16 protein-coding genes are annotated in these 16,948 nt (G+C 41.2%); 2 read left to right on the top strand and 14 right to left on the bottom strand.

The window, feature by feature from the left end:
- Positions 1-84: 84 nt before the first annotated feature.
- Positions 85-903 carry an HAD family hydrolase gene (locus R4146_RS05445; protein WP_339960408.1) on the top strand — a complete coding sequence of 273 codons (819 nt, stop codon included), beginning with the start codon at positions 85-87 and terminating at the stop codon, positions 901-903.
- On the opposite strand, the gene glpK is transcribed toward R4146_RS05445, so the two are convergent.
- The gene (gene glpK, locus R4146_RS05440; protein WP_339960407.1) at positions 904-2,403 is read right to left on the bottom strand and encodes a glycerol kinase GlpK; all 1,500 of its coding nucleotides are present in this window, start codon (positions 2,401-2,403) and stop codon (positions 904-906) included.
- A 117-nt stretch (positions 2,404-2,520) separates the two neighbouring features.
- On the opposite strand from glpK, the gene R4146_RS05435 reads away from it, so the two are divergent.
- A complete protein-coding gene (locus R4146_RS05435; RefSeq protein WP_339960406.1) occupies positions 2,521-3,951 on the top strand; it encodes a C69 family dipeptidase in 1,431 nt (476 codons plus the stop codon).
- 59 nt (positions 3,952-4,010) lie between these two features.
- Here R4146_RS05435 and rplS read toward each other — a convergent pair whose 3' ends face one another.
- The 13 genes from rplS to rnc form a co-directional block, all read right to left on the bottom strand.
- Positions 4,011-4,370 (bottom strand): 50S ribosomal protein L19, encoded by a 360-nt coding sequence (rplS, locus tag R4146_RS05430; RefSeq protein ID WP_339960405.1) that lies wholly within the window; start codon positions 4,368-4,370, stop codon positions 4,011-4,013.
- 123 nt (positions 4,371-4,493) lie between these two features.
- Positions 4,494-5,258: a tRNA (guanosine(37)-N1)-methyltransferase TrmD gene (trmD, locus tag R4146_RS05425; protein WP_339960404.1), complete on the bottom strand. Its 765-nt coding sequence runs from the start codon at positions 5,256-5,258 to the stop codon at positions 4,494-4,496.
- Positions 5,258-5,773, bottom strand: coding sequence for a ribosome maturation factor RimM (gene rimM / locus R4146_RS05420; RefSeq protein ID WP_339960663.1), 516 nt, complete (start codon positions 5,771-5,773; stop codon positions 5,258-5,260). Before rimM ends, trmD begins: the two co-directional genes overlap by 1 nt.
- A 72-nt stretch (positions 5,774-5,845) precedes the next feature.
- Entirely contained in the window at positions 5,846-6,097 is a 252-nt protein-coding gene (locus R4146_RS05415) for a KH domain-containing protein (protein ID WP_339960403.1), read from the bottom strand.
- A gap of 10 nt (positions 6,098-6,107) precedes the next feature.
- Entirely contained in the window at positions 6,108-6,383 is a 276-nt protein-coding gene (gene rpsP / locus R4146_RS05410) for a 30S ribosomal protein S16 (protein ID WP_339960402.1), read from the bottom strand.
- 100 nt (positions 6,384-6,483) lie between these two features.
- Complete coding sequence (locus R4146_RS05405) at positions 6,484-6,777, bottom strand: hypothetical protein (RefSeq protein WP_339960401.1); 294 nt, start codon at positions 6,775-6,777, stop codon at positions 6,484-6,486.
- Positions 6,778-8,052: a vWA domain-containing protein gene (locus R4146_RS05400; RefSeq protein ID WP_339960400.1), complete on the bottom strand. Its 1,275-nt coding sequence runs from the start codon at positions 8,050-8,052 to the stop codon at positions 6,778-6,780. It lies immediately after the preceding gene.
- 19 nt (positions 8,053-8,071) lie between these two features.
- Positions 8,072-9,214, bottom strand: coding sequence for an ATP-binding protein (locus R4146_RS05395; protein WP_339960399.1), 1,143 nt, complete (start codon positions 9,212-9,214; stop codon positions 8,072-8,074).
- Positions 9,215-9,272: 58 nt separating this feature from the next.
- Positions 9,273-10,733: a signal recognition particle protein gene (gene ffh / locus R4146_RS05390; protein WP_339960398.1), complete on the bottom strand. Its 1,461-nt coding sequence runs from the start codon at positions 10,731-10,733 to the stop codon at positions 9,273-9,275.
- A gap of 13 nt (positions 10,734-10,746) precedes the next feature.
- Positions 10,747-11,088 (bottom strand): putative DNA-binding protein, encoded by a 342-nt coding sequence (locus tag R4146_RS05385; RefSeq protein WP_339960397.1) that lies wholly within the window; start codon positions 11,086-11,088, stop codon positions 10,747-10,749.
- 61 nt (positions 11,089-11,149) lie between these two features.
- Positions 11,150-12,643: a signal recognition particle-docking protein FtsY gene (gene ftsY / locus R4146_RS05380; RefSeq protein ID WP_339960396.1), complete on the bottom strand. Its 1,494-nt coding sequence runs from the start codon at positions 12,641-12,643 to the stop codon at positions 11,150-11,152.
- Positions 12,644-12,648: 5 nt separating this feature from the next.
- Positions 12,649-16,185, bottom strand: a complete 3,537-nt coding sequence (gene smc / locus R4146_RS05375; RefSeq protein ID WP_444939756.1) for a chromosome segregation protein SMC — start codon at positions 16,183-16,185, stop codon at positions 12,649-12,651.
- Between the two features lie 30 nt (positions 16,186-16,215).
- Positions 16,216-16,905 (bottom strand): ribonuclease III, encoded by a 690-nt coding sequence (rnc, locus tag R4146_RS05370; RefSeq protein ID WP_339960394.1) that lies wholly within the window; start codon positions 16,903-16,905, stop codon positions 16,216-16,218.
- Positions 16,906-16,948: the final 43 nt, after the last annotated feature.

The following is a 16,948-nucleotide window of genomic DNA, read 5'->3' as shown; positions in this document are numbered from 1 at the left end:
GAATCCTCCAATCTTACATTTGACAAATTAGTTCGTTTTAAGTAATACTTTAAATTAAAATTATTAAAAAAGGATATTTTAAACATGGTTCAAAAATTAATTGCATTAGATTTAGATGGAACAGCATTAAACCAAGCCGGCGTTATTGATGACGCCACTAGTCACATCATTCAAGATATCATTGCCAAGGGCCACATTGTCTGCATTGTAACTGGTCGCTCCACTCGATTAGCACTACCAGCATACCAAAAGCTAGGCCTAACTACCCCAATGATCAATTTTAACGGGGCGATGGGCATTATTCCTAATCAAAAATGGTCAGCAGAATATGAATTTCCAATCAACACGCAAATCGTATTGGATCTATTAGCACATCAAGCAGCACTAGGGATTCAAGTAATGGCCGCTGAAGATAAGCAAATGCTCCTTGCTAACCAACCAGCTAGCTCACAACTGTTTAAAGAATCATACGGCTTCTTTCCTGACCAATTGGCCCCGAACGAAATTTTAAACGAGCACAATTTAACTGAAGACCCAATTGGCCTCGCCGTTAGCTATGACCATAATAAATTAGCCCAATTAACCACATATATCGACCAACACTATGGTCAACAAATTGAAATTGCACATTGGGGTGGCCCATTATCAGTGCTTGAAATTAAACGGACTGGTGTTAATAAAGCATATGGGGTGCATCAATTGTCTCAAGCATTTCAAATTAACCCTGAAAATATCATTGCAATCGGTGACCAAATTAACGACCTTCCGCTATTAAGGGCAGCTGGCACCAAGGTAGCGATGAAAAATGCAGTCCCAGAAATTAAAGCAGTTGCGGATATGGTCACTGATGAAGACAACGACCATCAGGGAGCAGCTAAATACCTAGCCCAATTAGTCGACTAATTAAGCATCCCCAAACATCTGCGCAGCCTTAACCGCTCGTTGCCAACCAGCGTAACACTTGTTACGTACATCAGCATTCATATGGGGCTCAAATTTAACCATTTGGCCGACGGTTGCCTTAATTTCGTCAATATCATGCCAATAATCAATGGCTAATCCCGCTAAATAGGCAACGCCTAATGCCGTGGTCTCAGAAATCGCTGAACGTTCAATCGGAACATCTAAAATATCAGCTTGAAATTGCATTAAATAGTCATTGTTGGCTGCGCCACCATCAACACGTAATGTCTTTAATTGTAATTGGGTATCATTGACCATCGTATTCATAACGTCCTTGGTCTGATATGCCAATGAATCTAACGTGGCACGGACAAATTGTTCACGACTGGTACCGCGCGTTAATCCAAAGACGGCTCCCCGTGTGGACTGGTTCCAATATGGTGCCCCTAACCCAGTGAATGCTGGGACTACATAAACACCGCTGTCGGCTGCTTCTTCAGCCATCCGTTCTGTCTCTCCCGCATTTTTAATAATGCGCATTCCATCACGGAGCCACTGAATAGCAGAACCAGCAACAAAGATACTTCCTTCCAATGCATAGTGAACCTGTCCATCAATACCATAGGCAATCGTTGTTAACAGCCCTTGATCAGAAATCGTGGGCTTTAGACCCGTGTTCATCACGATAAACGCACCAGTCCCATATGTATTTTTAACCATGCCTGGTTCTAGTGCTAATTGCCCAAATAATGCTGCTTGTTGATCCCCAGCAATGCCAGTGATTGGTACCTGAACTCCTGAGAAAGTAAAGTTCGCAGTATACCCAAAGTTATGCGAAGATGGCTTGACCGCCGGTAGCATTGATGCCGGAATATCAAGCAGTTTCAAAATTTCTTGATCCCATGTTAAATCATGAATGTTGAACAGCATCGTCCGACTAGCATTAGTATAATCAGTTGCATGTACATGCCCATTGGTCAACTTCCAAAGTAGCCACGTATCAATCGTGCCAAAATAAAGGTCCCCGTTTTCAGCCTTTTTACGAGCACCAGCGACGTTATCTAAGATCCATTTGATTTTAGTCGCAGAGAAGTATGAATCAATTACAAGCCCCGTTTTTTGATGAATTAGGTCCGTATAACCAGCTTGCTTCAAGTCATCTGCAATTTGGCTAGTTTGTTTAGATTGCCAAACAATTGCATTATAGATGGGCTTACCAGTATGCCGATCCCAAATAACGGTGGTTTCACGTTGGTTCGTGATTCCAATCCCTTGAATGCGGTATGGTGGGATTTCAGCCGCAATTAAGGCTTCAGAAATCACCGTTTGAACAGCACTCCAAATTTCGTTAGCATTGTGTTCTACCCAACCAGAATTAGGAAAGTACTGTTTAAATTCGCGTTGGGCTTTTTGTAGAATTTGCCCCTGATGATCAAAAATAATTGCTCTTACGCTGGTCGTTCCAGCATCAATGGACATCATATATTGTTGATTAGTCATTGCAATTGCTCCATTCGTAAAAATCTTTAATGTTAATTATACCATGATTTAAGGAACTGGTTTTGCGATTAAATAATCGTTATAATTTACTATATTAAATGGAAAGGATGATTATAAATGAATACAATTCCTTATTTATCCGCATGTACCAGTATCTTAGTTGGTAAACGTGCTAGTCTGGATGGCTCAATTATCATCGGTCGCAATGAAGATGCTAAATCAGCTTGGCCCAAACACCTAGCAGTCCATCCACGTCAAGATCAATCAACTAACTTAACATTTGTTTCCAAAGATAATGGCTTTACAATGCCACTTCCTAGCATTCGTTATCAATATGAAGCCACGCCTGAATGGACCGATAAATACGGTTTATTTGAAGAAGACGGTTTTAATGAATACGGTGTTGCTATGAGTGCTACTGAAAGTACGTATGCCAATTCCACAGTCCTTGGGTTCGACCCATTAGTCTCAAATGGAATTGGTGAAGAAGCAATGGTCACCGTAGTCCTCCCCTATGTTAAAACCGCCCGTGAAGGGGTAAGACGGCTGGGCCATATCGTTGAAAAATATGGAACTTCCGAAAGTAATGGAATCTTATTTGCTGATAACGATGAGGCATGGTATATGGAAACTGGCTCTGGCCATCATTGGGTCGCCATTCGCATTCCAGATGATTGTTATGCCGTTATCGCCAATCAAATGATCATTGAAAACATTGATTTCGATAACCCTGATGATTTTATGTGGTCAACGGGGATTCAAGACTTCGTGGCTACTAATCACCTGAATCCGGCAATGGATGGGCAATTTAACTTCCGTAATATTTTCGGGACCCACAGTCAATCAGACACATACTATAACACCCCACGGGTATGGTATGGACAAAAAATGTTCAATCCAGATATTGAACAAGATCCTCAAAGTCAATCCATGCCCATGCTCAGAACGCCTGCTCAAAAGATTTCAATCGATGACGCTAAAGCCTTTTTATCATCGCACTTCCAAGAAACGGTTTATGATCCGATTGGCACTGGCTCTGAAGCTGATAAGCACAAGTTCCGTCCCATTAGTCTCGCTAAGACCCAGGAATCACACTTATTACAACTAAGACCTAATTTACCCAAGGCCATTGGTAATATTCATTGGTTAGCAATGGGCGTAGCAGCACAAAGTACCTATGTCCCATTCTTTAGTGGCTTTACTAAGGTGCCTGCTGAATATCAAGTAGGGGCTGCTAACTATGATCCAAAGTCTGCATATTGGATCTTTAAACTAGTGGGGGTGCTCTTAGATCCTCACTATCTAGAATTAAATGATGCTGTCGAAGCTGCTCAAGAAGAGCTAGCCATTAGTTATCGTCAAATCATTTTAGCAGTTGACCAAAAAGCAGCAGCGCTGAGCTCATCCGAACAAGTGGATTTAGCTAATGCCGCTAGTCTGAAGGCAGCTAACTTAGCAATGGATACCTATCGTCAATTAGCAGCTAAGTTAATTGCTCAATCGACCGATTTTTCCCCTCTCAATTATCAACAAGATTTAAATCTATAAATTAAAAAACCACCAATCGTAATGATTGATGGTTTTTTGAATTAATTTTAAGTTTAAAATTAACGACGACGACGTGAAGCTGGGATACGTGCAGACTTACCACTAAGTTCACGTAAGTAGTAAAGCTTAGCACGACGTACACGACCGTATCTAAGAACTTCGATCTTAGCAACCCGTGGTGAGTGTAATGGGAAAATTCTTTCCACACCAACACCACTGGAAGTCTTACGAACAGTGTAAGTAGCTTGAATGCCTGATCCACGGCGCTTGATTACAACACCAGTGAATAATTGGATTCTTTCACGGTCCCCTTCAACAACCTTAACGTGAACACGGACAGTATCTCCGGCACGAAAATCTGGTAAATCAGACTTTAATTGATCAGCATTGATCTTTGCGATTAAACTATTTTGACGCATATATATATCTTCCTTTCAACTAGCATTCATGCCCAATGGATATTAGCAGCGGAATACCGTTTTAATTGGTTTGTAATACAACAAAAATAATACTATCACAGACCCAAACGATTGTAAAGATGATTAATCATAATTTGGGTCTGGATTTTCTTCCATTTTAACTTCACCTAAGAGGCGTTTTTGATCAGCGGTTAATTGCTGATAGTCAATTAAATCAGGCCGTCTTAAATATGTTTTGCGGAGGGCTTCTTTTTGCTTCCATTCAGCAATTTTTTGATGGTTCCCACTCATGAGTACATCTGGAACCTTCATTCCCCGAAATTCAGCTGGACGTGTATATTGGGGATATTCCAATAGGCCCGTTGAAAATGAGTCGCCCGGTGCTGATTGTTGATTCCCTAAAACATCAGGTAATAAACGGGCGGTGGCATCAATAATGGTCATTGCCGGTAATTCTCCACCGGTTAAAATAAAGTCACCCATTGAATATTCATCAGTCACCACTGATTTAATGCGCTCATCATATCCTTCATAGTGACCACAAATAAACGTTAAATGATCCTCTTTAGCTAAATCTTCCGCTACCTTTTGATCAAACTTTTTACCAGCCGGATCCATTAAAATCACCCTACCAGTTGGATAATCCGCTTGTTTAGCTTGTTGTTGTGTGGCATCAAAGGCATCTAACACCGGTTGAGCTTGTAATAACATCCCAGCACCACCACCGAATGGATAATCATCAACATTATGATGCTTATTCGTTGAATAATCACGAAAATCAGTGATATTCAAATCAATAATGCCTTTTTCAATGGCTTTCCCCACAATTGATTCACTCATGGGGCCATCGAACATATGAGGAAAAATACTTAGAATATCAATGCGCATTATTCTAATCCCTCCAATAAATCAATGGTGACCCGCTTATTATCTAAGTCGACTTTTTTGATTACTTGGTCGATTTTTGGTAAAAGTAACTCTTTACCATTTTCACGAGTTACCACCCAAACATCATTAGCCGCCGTATCCATGATATCAGTGATTGTGCCTAAGTAATTATCATCCAAATCATATACAGCTAAGCCTAAAATTTGGTGGTAATAATATTCCCCTTCTGCTAAATCGTCAGCAGATAATTGATCATCTGTGATTTTTAGGGTCGATGGCTTCAAGAATTCAATGTCGTTGATCGAATCCTTCCCTTTAAAATGCAAAATCACAAACCCCTTTTGGGTTCTAACCTTATCAATTTCTAAGGGCACTTCTTCCCCGTTATTTAAAAAGGCGGTAACGTGATTGCCGACAAAGAATCGATTGGCAGGAAAATCAGTCGTAGAAATAACGCGGACTTCGCCACGGATTCCCTGGGTGTTAACGATCTTTCCAATATTATAGTATGCGATTAGGATTCCCTACTTTCTGTATTTAAAATAAAAAAACTCTTAAATAAAACCAGTGGCTTTATCTAAGAGTTTTTATTTGCGACCATCTTCGATAATCAATCTGACCCGCTTGTTACCATTTACCCGTACACTATAAACAATGGTCCGAATGGTTTGGGCAATGTGGCCCTTTTTACCAATAATCCGACCCACGTCTTTAGGATTGGTTTTTAAATGATATTCATAAAACCGGTCAGTTTCATTATGCTGAATAGTAATATCATCTGGATATTCAACCAGAGGTTTAACGATTGTTTTAATTAGCTTGTCAAAATTAGTCGTCATTACTAATCACTTATTTCTTACTAAATTTTGATTCGTGGAACTTCTTCATGATTCCTGCATTTGATAATAAATTACGAACAGTATCTGAAGGTTGTGCACCCTTGCCTAACCAATCCATGATGTCATCTTCTTCAAGCTTAACTTCGGATGGCTTAACAAGTGGGTTGTAAGTACCAACGATTTGGATGAAACGACCATCACGAGGACTTCTTGAGTCTGCGACAACAACACGGTAGAAAGGACGCTTCTTTGAACCCATTCTTCTTAAACGAATTTTAACTGACATTCAAACACCTCCTATATTTCTTTTGACAAGTAATAATATATCAGTAATTGGATTAGATGTAAAGGTTTTTTTCTTTACACCATTAATTTTTTTAGTTTACCTAGTTAAATGGTCCTAATAATAGGTTTTTAGCATCCGCGTTTAAGTACTTATCATTGCGGACGATAAACGCATGTACCGATCGATAGTCATTTAAATCTAACTTCGTAGTGAATAAATTAGCTGCTGCTAATTGTTGCGCCATTCGAATCGTTTCACTTGTAATGCGCTTTGGCAAAAATGGATTATCATCATCCACTGCTTCAAACCGATCTTTTAAGACCGCGACGGCCCGTTTTACTTGGGGCGTACCATTCAATAGTGCTGTTAACTCATCTGGTGTTAATAATTGCATTTAAATCCCCCTCACTTCTGGATTGATCGTTGTTACTTGACCAGGAAATGAATCATCTAACGAAAATTTCAATAATGGGACTGTTAAGATCCAAATCACTGCATTAATGCCATGGGCATTGATGTTTTTTTCACCTTTGCCGTCCGTTAAAATGACAGTTAAAGTATCTTTTAACAAATTAGTATGCTCAGATAAATAGTCAAAAATAGCTTGATAGCTAGTACCACCTCCACCAATGCGTTCAAACTTAACCTGTTGAGCATTATTCGTCCGATAGCGGCGTTCAAAGTGGACCTGAGCATCAAAACTATAGATGGTAATTTCAGTGGGAATTTCACTTAAAAAATGCTTAATTTCATTTAACAGGGCATTAATCTCTGCATCCCCCATTGAACCAGAATTATCCACGAAGACATTAATTTTACGCATCGTATTAGCAATGTGGCCCGGTAGTTCCATTCGATATGCTTGCCGGCGATTAAAGCGTGCTGCTGATGGTTTATTTGCTAACGGAATGCTGCCAAGTCCCATGCGAATCAACTGGCGCCAATTTTTAATTTTCGGTGCGGTTGATTGAGCTTGAATAATAGCAGTGATCGTCCCTGGTAACTCGCCCCGTTGTTTTTCAGGAGTGTTTTGCCATGAGCGATTCATTAATTGTTTTAAGCGCCCTTGTTGTAATGATTGTTCGTCATCATCAAAGTCAGCCCAGCCAGCATGGCTATCCCCCGTTAATTTTTGGTCCAGTTGTGCTAATTGATCAGCAGGCCGATGGTGAGTCGTATTCCCGTTTTGAAAATGACCAGTAAGTTGAGCCAAATAGTAATGTGAACCCCGGTCGGGCAATAAATTTAAGCCGGTGGCAAAATTAACTTGCGCCAACTGATGGGTCTGATCAGCCCCTAGGTATTGATCAACGACTAAGTCACAAGCTAATCGATTCAACGGGTTGGGTTTCGGATACATTAAGGGGTGTTTAAAGACTAGGTGTAAAACCAACTGCCGCAAGGTTGCCACTAATTGTTCAGCGGTATAATCAGCTGCTTGAAACCGGCGTGGGTTGATCAACATTACTAACTGATGATCATACCAACTAAGCCCTATGGCCCCCATAAATCCATCATCATAGCGGTGGCGTAATTGAATTAATACTTCACCATCAAAGCGGTGGGTCCTTAATAACTGAATCGTTGCTGCACTAATCGTTGCGTCAACTGCTTGGTTACTCGGTAGTTGCGCCTGCTGTAATTTAGATAGTTGCTGTGCTAAATCCATGCATGTCACCCCCATTTAACTATAGATTATCAATGCCAATTTGTTGTAATTGTTGGTATAGGGATTGACTATTGGCATCCCCATTCATTGCTAGTTGATATAGTTCGTCTAAGCGGGCAGCATTATTAATCATTTGATGGGCACATGCATACTGTCCATCTGGATTAATATGGGGCATGAATTGATTCAAACGACTAATTAGCGTCGGGGTCCATGAATCAGTTTGTTGTAAATGGGCCTTAATGATTTCGACTTTATCGACCTCATCTAGTTTAACGAAGTCAGCAACCGTATTGGCATTCTCCGGATCAAATAGCCGCTTTGCAATTTGGGTTTGATCCTGTTGTTGTAAATAGGTGTTCAATGCGGTTGCCACTGCTACGCCAACGTCACCCGCAAAGATATCTAGTTGAATGGCAGCCCGGGTAGTTGAATCTAACTTCAATAATTGTTGATAATTATCGGACAATCGTTGCCATGCTCGTGGCGTGGGCATAATATCATCATTCCCATTAATTTGGTTCAACATTTCCGGATGTAGTTTTAGATAATTAATGATCAACGGATGAATTTGATGGGTACGTTGAGCCCAAGTTAACCAGTCTGATACATCCGCTCTCATGACTAGCCGAACGGTCCGGTCTTTAATTGCATCATCACCACTCATTACGCTATACGTACTATTTTCAAACCCGGTCATGGTCGCATCTGGATTTTCCGCAATGATGATGTGGACCTGGGTGGGCAAACGTAAGCTATTAATCTGGCGTTGTAACACCAAATTCATTAACTCGCTTTGCACGGCTTGACTTCCTCGATTAAACTCATCTAAGAACCAATAAACCGGGCGGTCGGGATGTGCCTCAGCAAATTGAATGATTTCAATTAGCGTATGCGAATAACCAAACTGAACGTCTGCGATTCGCCCATAATGCTTCGTATCAATGAATGAATCACTCGTAAGGGGCGGAACTGGGATTGCTAAATCCCCCTTTTCTGCTAAGCTGACCACCGTTGTGAATAGCTTAGCCCCATTTTGCCGAGCAAGGTCTGCGACCAATGCTGATTTACCAATTCCGGCGGTCCCCACAATATTAGGAACATTGCCACCGTTGACGACAACGTTAACGGCCGTCAATAAATCTTGATACTTTAATGCCATTCAGTACCCCTCCATTCAAAAAGGACACCGCAAAATCAATCACGATGTCCTTAGCTAACTATTTTTTGCGTTTTTTCATCCGCCGTTTTTTGTTTTTCTTCATTTTTCTGGCCATGCGCTTCATTGCGAGATTGGATAGTTTCCCACCAATTCCGCCACCACCCATGCCAGGCACCTTGCCACCAAGGTTACCCATCATGTTTTCCATTCCGGCCATGTTACCATTCGACATCTTATTCATCATTTTTTTCATCGAATTAAATTGCTTGATCATCCGGTTTACTTCTTGAATTGGTCGACCAGAACCACGAGCAATCCGCCGTCTTCTAGATGGGTTCAAAATATCTGGATGTTCCCGTTCTTGCATGGTCATGGAATAAATTACCGCTTCAATGTGGGCAATATCCTTTGGATCCATGTTCACGTTCTTTAAAGCTGGATTATTGGCCATCCCTGGAATCATCTTGATTAAATCTTCCATGGGACCCATCTTTTGAATTTGCTTCATTTGATCCAAAAAGTCATTAAAATCAAAGGTGTTTTCACGCATCTTTTCAGCCATTTCTTCGGCTTGTTTTTGATCATAATCTTTTTGGGTCTTTTCAATTAAGGATAGGATATCCCCCATCCCTAAAATTCGTGAAGCCATCCGGTCTGGATGAAAGACATCTAAGTCCGTTAACTTTTCACCCTGTCCAACGAACTTAATGGGTTTATCAGTTACGGCCCGAATTGAAAGGGCTGCCCCACCACGGGTGTCACCATCTAATTTAGTCAATACGACTCCGGTAACATCTAAGGCTTCATTAAATCCTTCTGCGGTCTCAACCGCATTTTGACCGGTCATTGCATCAACAACTAATAGGATTTCATCTGGATGGACCAATTGCTTGATGTCCTTTAATTCATCCATCAATTTAGCATCGATTTGTAGTCGACCAGCCGTATCAATAATCACATAGTCGTTGTGGTTTTCTTTGGCTTGTGCCATCCCCTGTTCAACAATTTCACGGGGATCCACGTCTGTGCCCATTGAGAACACTGGCACGCCAATTTGTTCACCAACTTGTTGTAATTGATCGATCGCAGCAGGCCGATAAATATCAGCCGCAATTAATAATGGGCGGGCTTTTTGTTCATCCTTTAGCTTTAATGCTAACTTCCCAGCCGTTGTCGTTTTCCCGGCTCCTTGGAGTCCGGCCATCATGATCACCGTTGGAATCTTAGGTGATTTATTCAATGGGACGGCGGTTTCACCCATCATCTTAGTTAGTTCTTCGTCCACAATTTTAACAATTTGTTGGGCCGGATTTAACCCTTCCAATACATCAGAACCCTTGGCCCGGGCCTGAACTTGTTTAACAAACTTGCGGACTACCCCAAAGTTAACGTCGGCTTCTAGGAGGGCTAATCTAATTTCACGCATGGTCGAGCGTAAATCAGATTCGCTAATCTTTCCCTTGCCTCGTAAATTCCGCATGGCCTTTTGGAGTCGTTCTGTTAATCCTTCAAATGCCATTATTTCACCACTTTCATTCTTCTTCGATTTGTTCTAAATCATTTACTAATTCAATCAAATGCTTATCATTAGCATAATTAGTCATTACATAGTCTCTAATGTGATCGGTCTTTTGGTTTCTGGCTACAAAATCACTATATAGATGAAGTTGATCCTCATACTTTTCCAAAATTAATTCAGTCCGGCGGATATTATCATAAACTGCTTGGCGACTAATGGTAAATTCTTCAGAAATTTCACCTAGCGAATAGTCATCAACATAGTAGCGTTGCATGTAACTATTTTGCTTTTTCGTCAACAGTGGTTGATAGAACTCCAACAGTGAGTTAATCCGGTAATTCTTTGCTAGTTCCAAATTAATTCCTCCATCATAATGCGTCCCCTATAGAATACATAATCAACAGCTCATTCGTCAATTATTTTAACAAGCCCTTGAATAATCCGTAAACAAAGTCATTAGCATTAAATGGTTGTAAATCGCCAACCTTTTCACCTAATCCAACGTATTTAACTGGAATGTGTAACTCATTACGAATGGCTAATACGATTCCACCCTTAGCAGTTCCGTCTAGCTTAGTCAACGTAATTCCCGTTACGTCAGTTACCTGCTTGAACAATTTGGCTTGGTTCAACGCATTTTGGCCTGTCGTTGCGTCTAGAACTAACATGACTTCATGGGGCGCCATTGGAATTTCACGCGTCAAGATCTTCTTCATCTTGGAAAGTTCGTTCATTAGGTTAACCTTATTTTGTAAACGCCCTGCCGTATCAACGAACAATACATCATATTGTTCCTTTTTCGCCTTTTGTACCGCCTCAAATACCACTGATGCGGGATCGCTTTTTTCCGGTTTTTTCACAATGTCCACACCGTCACGTTTAGCCCACACATCTAATTGTTGAATGGCTCCGGCTCTAAATGTATCTGCAGCGGCTAGGAGCACCTTTTTGCCTTGGTCATGGTATAGTTTAGCCATCTTACCAATCGTTGTGGTCTTACCAACTCCATTGACCCCAACAAAGAGGATTACCGTTGGCCCTTCCTTAGCAAAGTTAATGGTGCTCTTTTCGCCATTTCCGTTTTGATCATACAACTCGATCAATTTTTGAACCACCACATTTTGCACTTCTGAGCGTGACTTAACGTTACGTAACTTAACTTCATCTCGTAATTGATCTGATAAATTGACTGCGACTTCGTAGCCAACGTCAGATTCAATTAACGTATCTTCTAAATCATCAAAAAAGTCCTCATCAACAGATCTAAAGTTAGCAAATAGTTGATTTAACTTTTGTCCAAACGAGGAGCGTGATTTAGCTAAACCATGTTCATACTTTTGCGTTTCTGGTTCATCATTATTATCAGGTTCAGCATCAGTGGCTTGATCATTATCGGTTTCATCATGATCTGTTTGCTCTGCATCACTTTCCGCCAATTGTTCGTTATCATTCGATGCAGATGCGGAAGCTTCAGTTGATTCAGCATTGCGGTCTGCATCTGAGCTGGCCAATGCTGAGTCTGATTCGCCTTCTGAAGAAATCGATTCAGCAGATGCGGATTCACTAACTGGTGCACTGGATTCGCTTGCTACCGATTCACGTTCAACACTGGTTGATGAAGCTTGGACTGATGATTCCGCGCTAGTACTTTGTGATTCAACACTACTGCTTGAATTCGTTTCGCTCCCCTGACTTGTTTCAGAACTAGCCGGTTCACTACTAGGTGCATTTGAACTAGTACTACTAGCTTCGACATTGGATTCACTAGTGGGAGCAGTGCTTTCACTAGCGGCTACTTTGCTTGCATCAACTTGGTCATCAGAACTACTTACGGCTGATGATTCAGTTGATTGAGGTGCTGCGGATTTATTTTTCTTATTCCGCCGTTTAAAAATATCAAATAATCCCATTAATCTCATCCTTTCGTTGATTGAGCTTGATTTAGGTTCACTGATAATACCTTTGAAATTCCAGAATCTTGCATCGTCACACCATATAGGTGATCAGCATAGACCATGGTTTCCTTTCGATGGGTAATCACAATGAATTGGGTGTGGTCTTTTAATTTTTGAATATAGCGTGCAAATCGATCGACGTTCGCCGGATCCAATGCCGATTCTGCTTCATCTAAGATACAAAATGGAACTGGTCGTAATTTTAAAATGGCAAATAACAATGCAATGGCCGTCAAAGACCGTTCACCACCCGATAGTAACATCATGTTGCGATAACGTTTTCCAGGTGGCTGCGCCATAATTTCAATTCCAGTGGTCAATAAATGGTTCGGATCCGTTAGGGTTAACTTGGCCTCACCACCCCCAAAGATCTCTTTAAAGGTGGTTTTAAATGCCACCTGTAATTGGTCGAAGGTGTCCTTGAACCGCTTCTTAACGGTCGTATCCATTTTGTCCATTGTCGATTCCAATTGTTGCTTGGAATGAATCAAGTCATCTGCTTGTTGCTTTAAAAATTGATAGCGTTCGTTCACGGCTTCAAATTGACTGATCGAACCCATATTCACTGGACCTAGGGCACTAATTTGGGTGCTCAACTGGCTGATTTGTCGTTTCAACTCCGCTAGCGGAACTGTTACTGTTAAATCAAGTAATGATTTAAAATCAAGGCCATCCCGTTGGTTAGCAGTCACCTTAATCTTTTGCAACCGTTCCACTGTTTCCGATAACTTGGTTTGCAGTTGATCCGTTGCTTTTTGACTTTTCATCAATTCATCCTGGGCAGCATCAATTTGGTCATCCAACGGTGCAATTACTGTTTTCAGCCGTTGCAATTGGTCTTGGTCAGCATCGATGGCTTGATTAAGGGTGGTCACTTCAGTTTGCAGTTGTTCAATTTGACTGGCTAATTCAGCATGCGTTAATTGGCGATCCAGTTGGTCGCTGACCGATTTAATCGATTGATTTAATTCAATTTGGGTCGCTTGATTTTGCTCCAATTGCTGTTTTAACTCAGCTTCCCGTTGGGTCAGATGGTCTACTTCAGCCTTACTACGCACTAATTGTTCACGTTGCGCTTGTGCCTTGCGATTTGCAGTTTGCAATTGATCACGCAGAGTCGATAGGTGTTCAGTATGCGCTTTGACCGCAGCTTGATTTTGCTGCAACTTTTGATTCAATAATTGCAACTGGCGTTCATCATCACCATTTGAATCCATCGCTTGATCACCTAAGATCGTCTTCAAGTTGATGCGTTGGGTTGCTAATTCCCGCTGCTTAGTGTCAATTGATTGATTCGTTTGGTTTAACTGTCCAGTGAGGAGTTGAATCGTTTGCTTAACTTCACTTCGCGTTCGTTGACCATCATTTACTCGCTCAGATAGTTCCTTTTGCCGAGCTTGACTCGTTTTAACATTGGCTTCCGCCTGTTGCAACTGTTGATTTAATTGATCCAAGCGCGCCTTTAGGTCTGCTTGCCGTTGTTTTTGTGTCAACATCCCATCAGATTGGTTACGATTGGCTCCTCCGGTAATTGAACCGCCGGCGTTAACCACCTGGCCATCTAAGGTCACTACGCGATAACGATGTTGAACGGCATTGCTGATGTGCGTTGCCGCCTTTAGATCAGCTGCAATCAATACGTTGCCCAATAAAAATTGGCATACCGATTGGTATTGAGCGCTCATCTGGACTAGTTCACTAGCCACTTGCACAAATCCTGGCATCGCTGACACTTTTGATAATACCGCTTGTGGAATTTGATGTTGGGATAGTTGGTTCACTGGTAACAACGTCACACGGCCTAACCGCTTAGTAGTCATAAATTGGACTGCTGCACGTGCACTGTCGTGATCCGTTACCATAATTTGTTGAATCCGATTACCTAATGCCGTTTCAATGGCTTTAACGTAGGGTTGATCCACATTAATAAATTCTGCCACCGCGCCAATGATCCCCTTTAGCTGGTCTCGATTAGCTAATAGGTGCTTACTGCCTTGAAAGTAGCCCCCCAAGTGGTGCTGAAATTCTGTTAAGCCATCCAATTGAGCCTTTAGTTGTTGTGATTGCTTAAGTAGGCGATACCATTCATTTTGAGCAGTTTCCGTTTGCGTGCGAACGGTTTGCAATTGCTTAGCATGTTGTTGTTCATCATGTTCGAATTTAGTCAATTGATGTTGATGATCATCCAACTTAGTAGTTATCTCGGCCCGGCTAGCATTTAACTCATCAATTGATGCTTGGTTCGCCTTAATTCGTTGCTCGATAATTTGTTGTTGCGTATTGGCCTGGGTCTGACTCTTATTCGCATAGTTCAACCGATTTTTTAAATCACTAGTTCGTTGGAGCTGATCTAGATATTGACTGCGCAACGTACTAATTTGTTGTTCAATTGTATCGATTTGTTGTTGCAAATGCACTGGTGCCTCGTCACTCAAGCTTGCATGCAACTGCTTAATTAGAGCTTGTTGCTCACGGCACTGTTGGTCAATTTGGGTCAATTGATCTTCAATAACAGAATACTGCTGCACTAGTTGGGCAAGTTGTTGCTTATCATGTGATAACTGTTCAGATTGGAAGTTCGACTGTTGGGTGGCTAGCTGACGCTGACTACGTAACTTTTCAATTTGATTTGATTGCGTTAATCGCTTGGCTTGGCGTTGTTCATTAATGGTGCTGATGCGATCTACTTGATCTTGGGCATCCTTTTTTTGGGCCCGTAGTTGTGCAATCTTATGTTTTAAATCCGTAACGTGGCCTTGATGGTGCGTTAATTGAGCTTGATCTTGTTCATGGGATTGCAATAGATCACGGGCCGTTAGCGCTAACGATTGTTGTTGTAAATCAGCTAATTGGTGATTGAGGGCTTGATACTGCTTAGCAGCATTACGCTGTTGTTCTAAGTCCGTTACTTGACGACTCAGTTCTAAAATAATGTCATTAACGCGGGCTAGGTTGTCATTCGTCTCAGATAAGCGTTGGACTGCTTCTTGTTTTCGCTGACGATACTTATAGATTCCCGCGGTGGTCTCAATGATATTCCGTCGTTGTTCCGGCTTACTATTAAAGATTGCCTCAACGTTACCTTGGGAAATAATTGAAAACGACCCCATTCCAATTCCAGTATCCATCAATAGGTTATTAATATCCTTCAGCCGACATTCACGGTGATTTAAATAATAAAAACTATCACCATTACGAAATAGTTTTCTAGTGACAGTAATTTCAGTATAATTCGTGTTCAGATAATGATCCGTATTATCAAACGTCAGTGTAACTTCAGCCCGGTTCAACGCCCGATGGCTCTTCGCACCAGAAAAAATAACGTCCGCCATTTTATTACTCCGAAGGTGCTTAGCAGATTGTTCCCCTAAGACCCATCGAATGGCCTCGATCACATTACTCTTTCCGCTCCCATTCGGGCCCACGATTGCCGTTAATCCATTTTGAAAATTAATTTCGGTCTTTTCGGCAAACGACTTAAAACCAACCAGTTGCATTGATTTTAGTTTCAATATGATTACTCCGTTCTACTTAAAATGTTGTAAGGCCTGTTTAGCAGCCCCTTGTTCGGCATTTTTCTTGGAGTGGCCGGTGCCGACCCCATATTCCTTTCCATCAATGGTCACAGAGATTTTAAAGCGGCGGCGATTTTCAGGGCCGTTTTCATCTAATAAATGATATTCAATATCCACTGGACCATTAACTTGCGCCTTTTCTTGTAATTCTGTTTTGTGATCAAAGAATTCATCGAACCAGCCTTCATCTAATTTAGGAAAAATCACCTTTTTACAGAACCGAATCACTGGTTGAATCCCTTGGTCTAAATAGACTGCACCAATAAACGATTCAAAAATATCACATAGTAGTGAATCGCGATTGCGCGCATTCGCCTTTTCTTCACCATGGCCTAATCGAATATATTTATCAAAATGGCATTCACGAGCAAAACTGCTAAAGCTTTGTTCATTGACCATGGCTGCTCTTAATCTAGTTAACTGACCTTGAGGTAATTCGGGATACCGTTTAAAAATATATTCAGATACGACTAATTCATAAACGGCATCCCCAAGGAACTCAATTCGTTCATAAAACTTTAAATGCATCCCTGGATGTTCATTAACGTATGAAGCCTGGGTAAATGCTTCATCCAATAGTGATTCATCATGAAATTTAATCCCATAGTTTTGCGCTAATTCTTGATCAAATGCTGCGTCCATTATTTCACGCTCCTAATTATTCAACAAAAAGCGATTACACAAT

The organism is Nicoliella lavandulae, from assembly GCF_037546185.1.
In the GTDB taxonomy this organism is placed as follows: domain Bacteria; phylum Bacillota; class Bacilli; order Lactobacillales; family Lactobacillaceae; genus Nicoliella; species Nicoliella lavandulae.
This window is presented reverse-complemented; position numbering and strand designations above follow the sequence as displayed.

Excerpts from the sequence above, each read along its gene's own strand:
- ffh (WP_339960398.1), bottom strand. The coding sequence starts at position 10,733 with ATGGCATTTGAAGGATTAACAGAACGACTCCAAAAGGCCATGCGGAAT.
- R4146_RS05445 (WP_339960408.1), top strand. The coding sequence starts at position 85 with ATGGTTCAAAAATTAATTGCATTAGATTTAGATGGAACAGCATTAAAC.
- rpsP (WP_339960402.1), bottom strand. The coding sequence starts at position 6,383 with ATGTCAGTTAAAATTCGTTTAAGAAGAATGGGTTCAAAGAAGCGTCCT.
- ftsY (WP_339960396.1), bottom strand. The coding sequence starts at position 12,643 with ATGGGATTATTTGATATTTTTAAACGGCGGAATAAGAAAAATAAATCC.
- smc (WP_444939756.1), bottom strand. The coding sequence starts at position 16,185 with ATGCAACTGGTTGGTTTTAAGTCGTTTGCCGAAAAGACCGAAATTAAT.
- R4146_RS05415 (WP_339960403.1), bottom strand. The coding sequence starts at position 6,097 with ATGACGACTAATTTTGACAAGCTAATTAAAACAATCGTTAAACCTCTG.
- R4146_RS05435 (WP_339960406.1), top strand. The coding sequence starts at position 2,521 with ATGAATACAATTCCTTATTTATCCGCATGTACCAGTATCTTAGTTGGT.
- R4146_RS05400 (WP_339960400.1), bottom strand. The coding sequence starts at position 8,052 with ATGGATTTAGCACAGCAACTATCTAAATTACAGCAGGCGCAACTACCG.
- rnc (WP_339960394.1), bottom strand. The coding sequence starts at position 16,905 with ATGGACGCAGCATTTGATCAAGAATTAGCGCAAAACTATGGGATTAAA.
- glpK (WP_339960407.1), bottom strand. The coding sequence starts at position 2,403 with ATGACTAATCAACAATATATGATGTCCATTGATGCTGGAACGACCAGC.
- trmD (WP_339960404.1), bottom strand. The coding sequence starts at position 5,258 with ATGCGCATTGATATTCTAAGTATTTTTCCTCATATGTTCGATGGCCCC.
- R4146_RS05405 (WP_339960401.1), bottom strand. The coding sequence starts at position 6,777 with ATGCAATTATTAACACCAGATGAGTTAACAGCACTATTGAATGGTACG.
- R4146_RS05395 (WP_339960399.1), bottom strand. The coding sequence starts at position 9,214 with ATGGCATTAAAGTATCAAGATTTATTGACGGCCGTTAACGTTGTCGTC.
- rplS (WP_339960405.1), bottom strand. The coding sequence starts at position 4,370 with ATGCGTCAAAATAGTTTAATCGCAAAGATCAATGCTGATCAATTAAAG.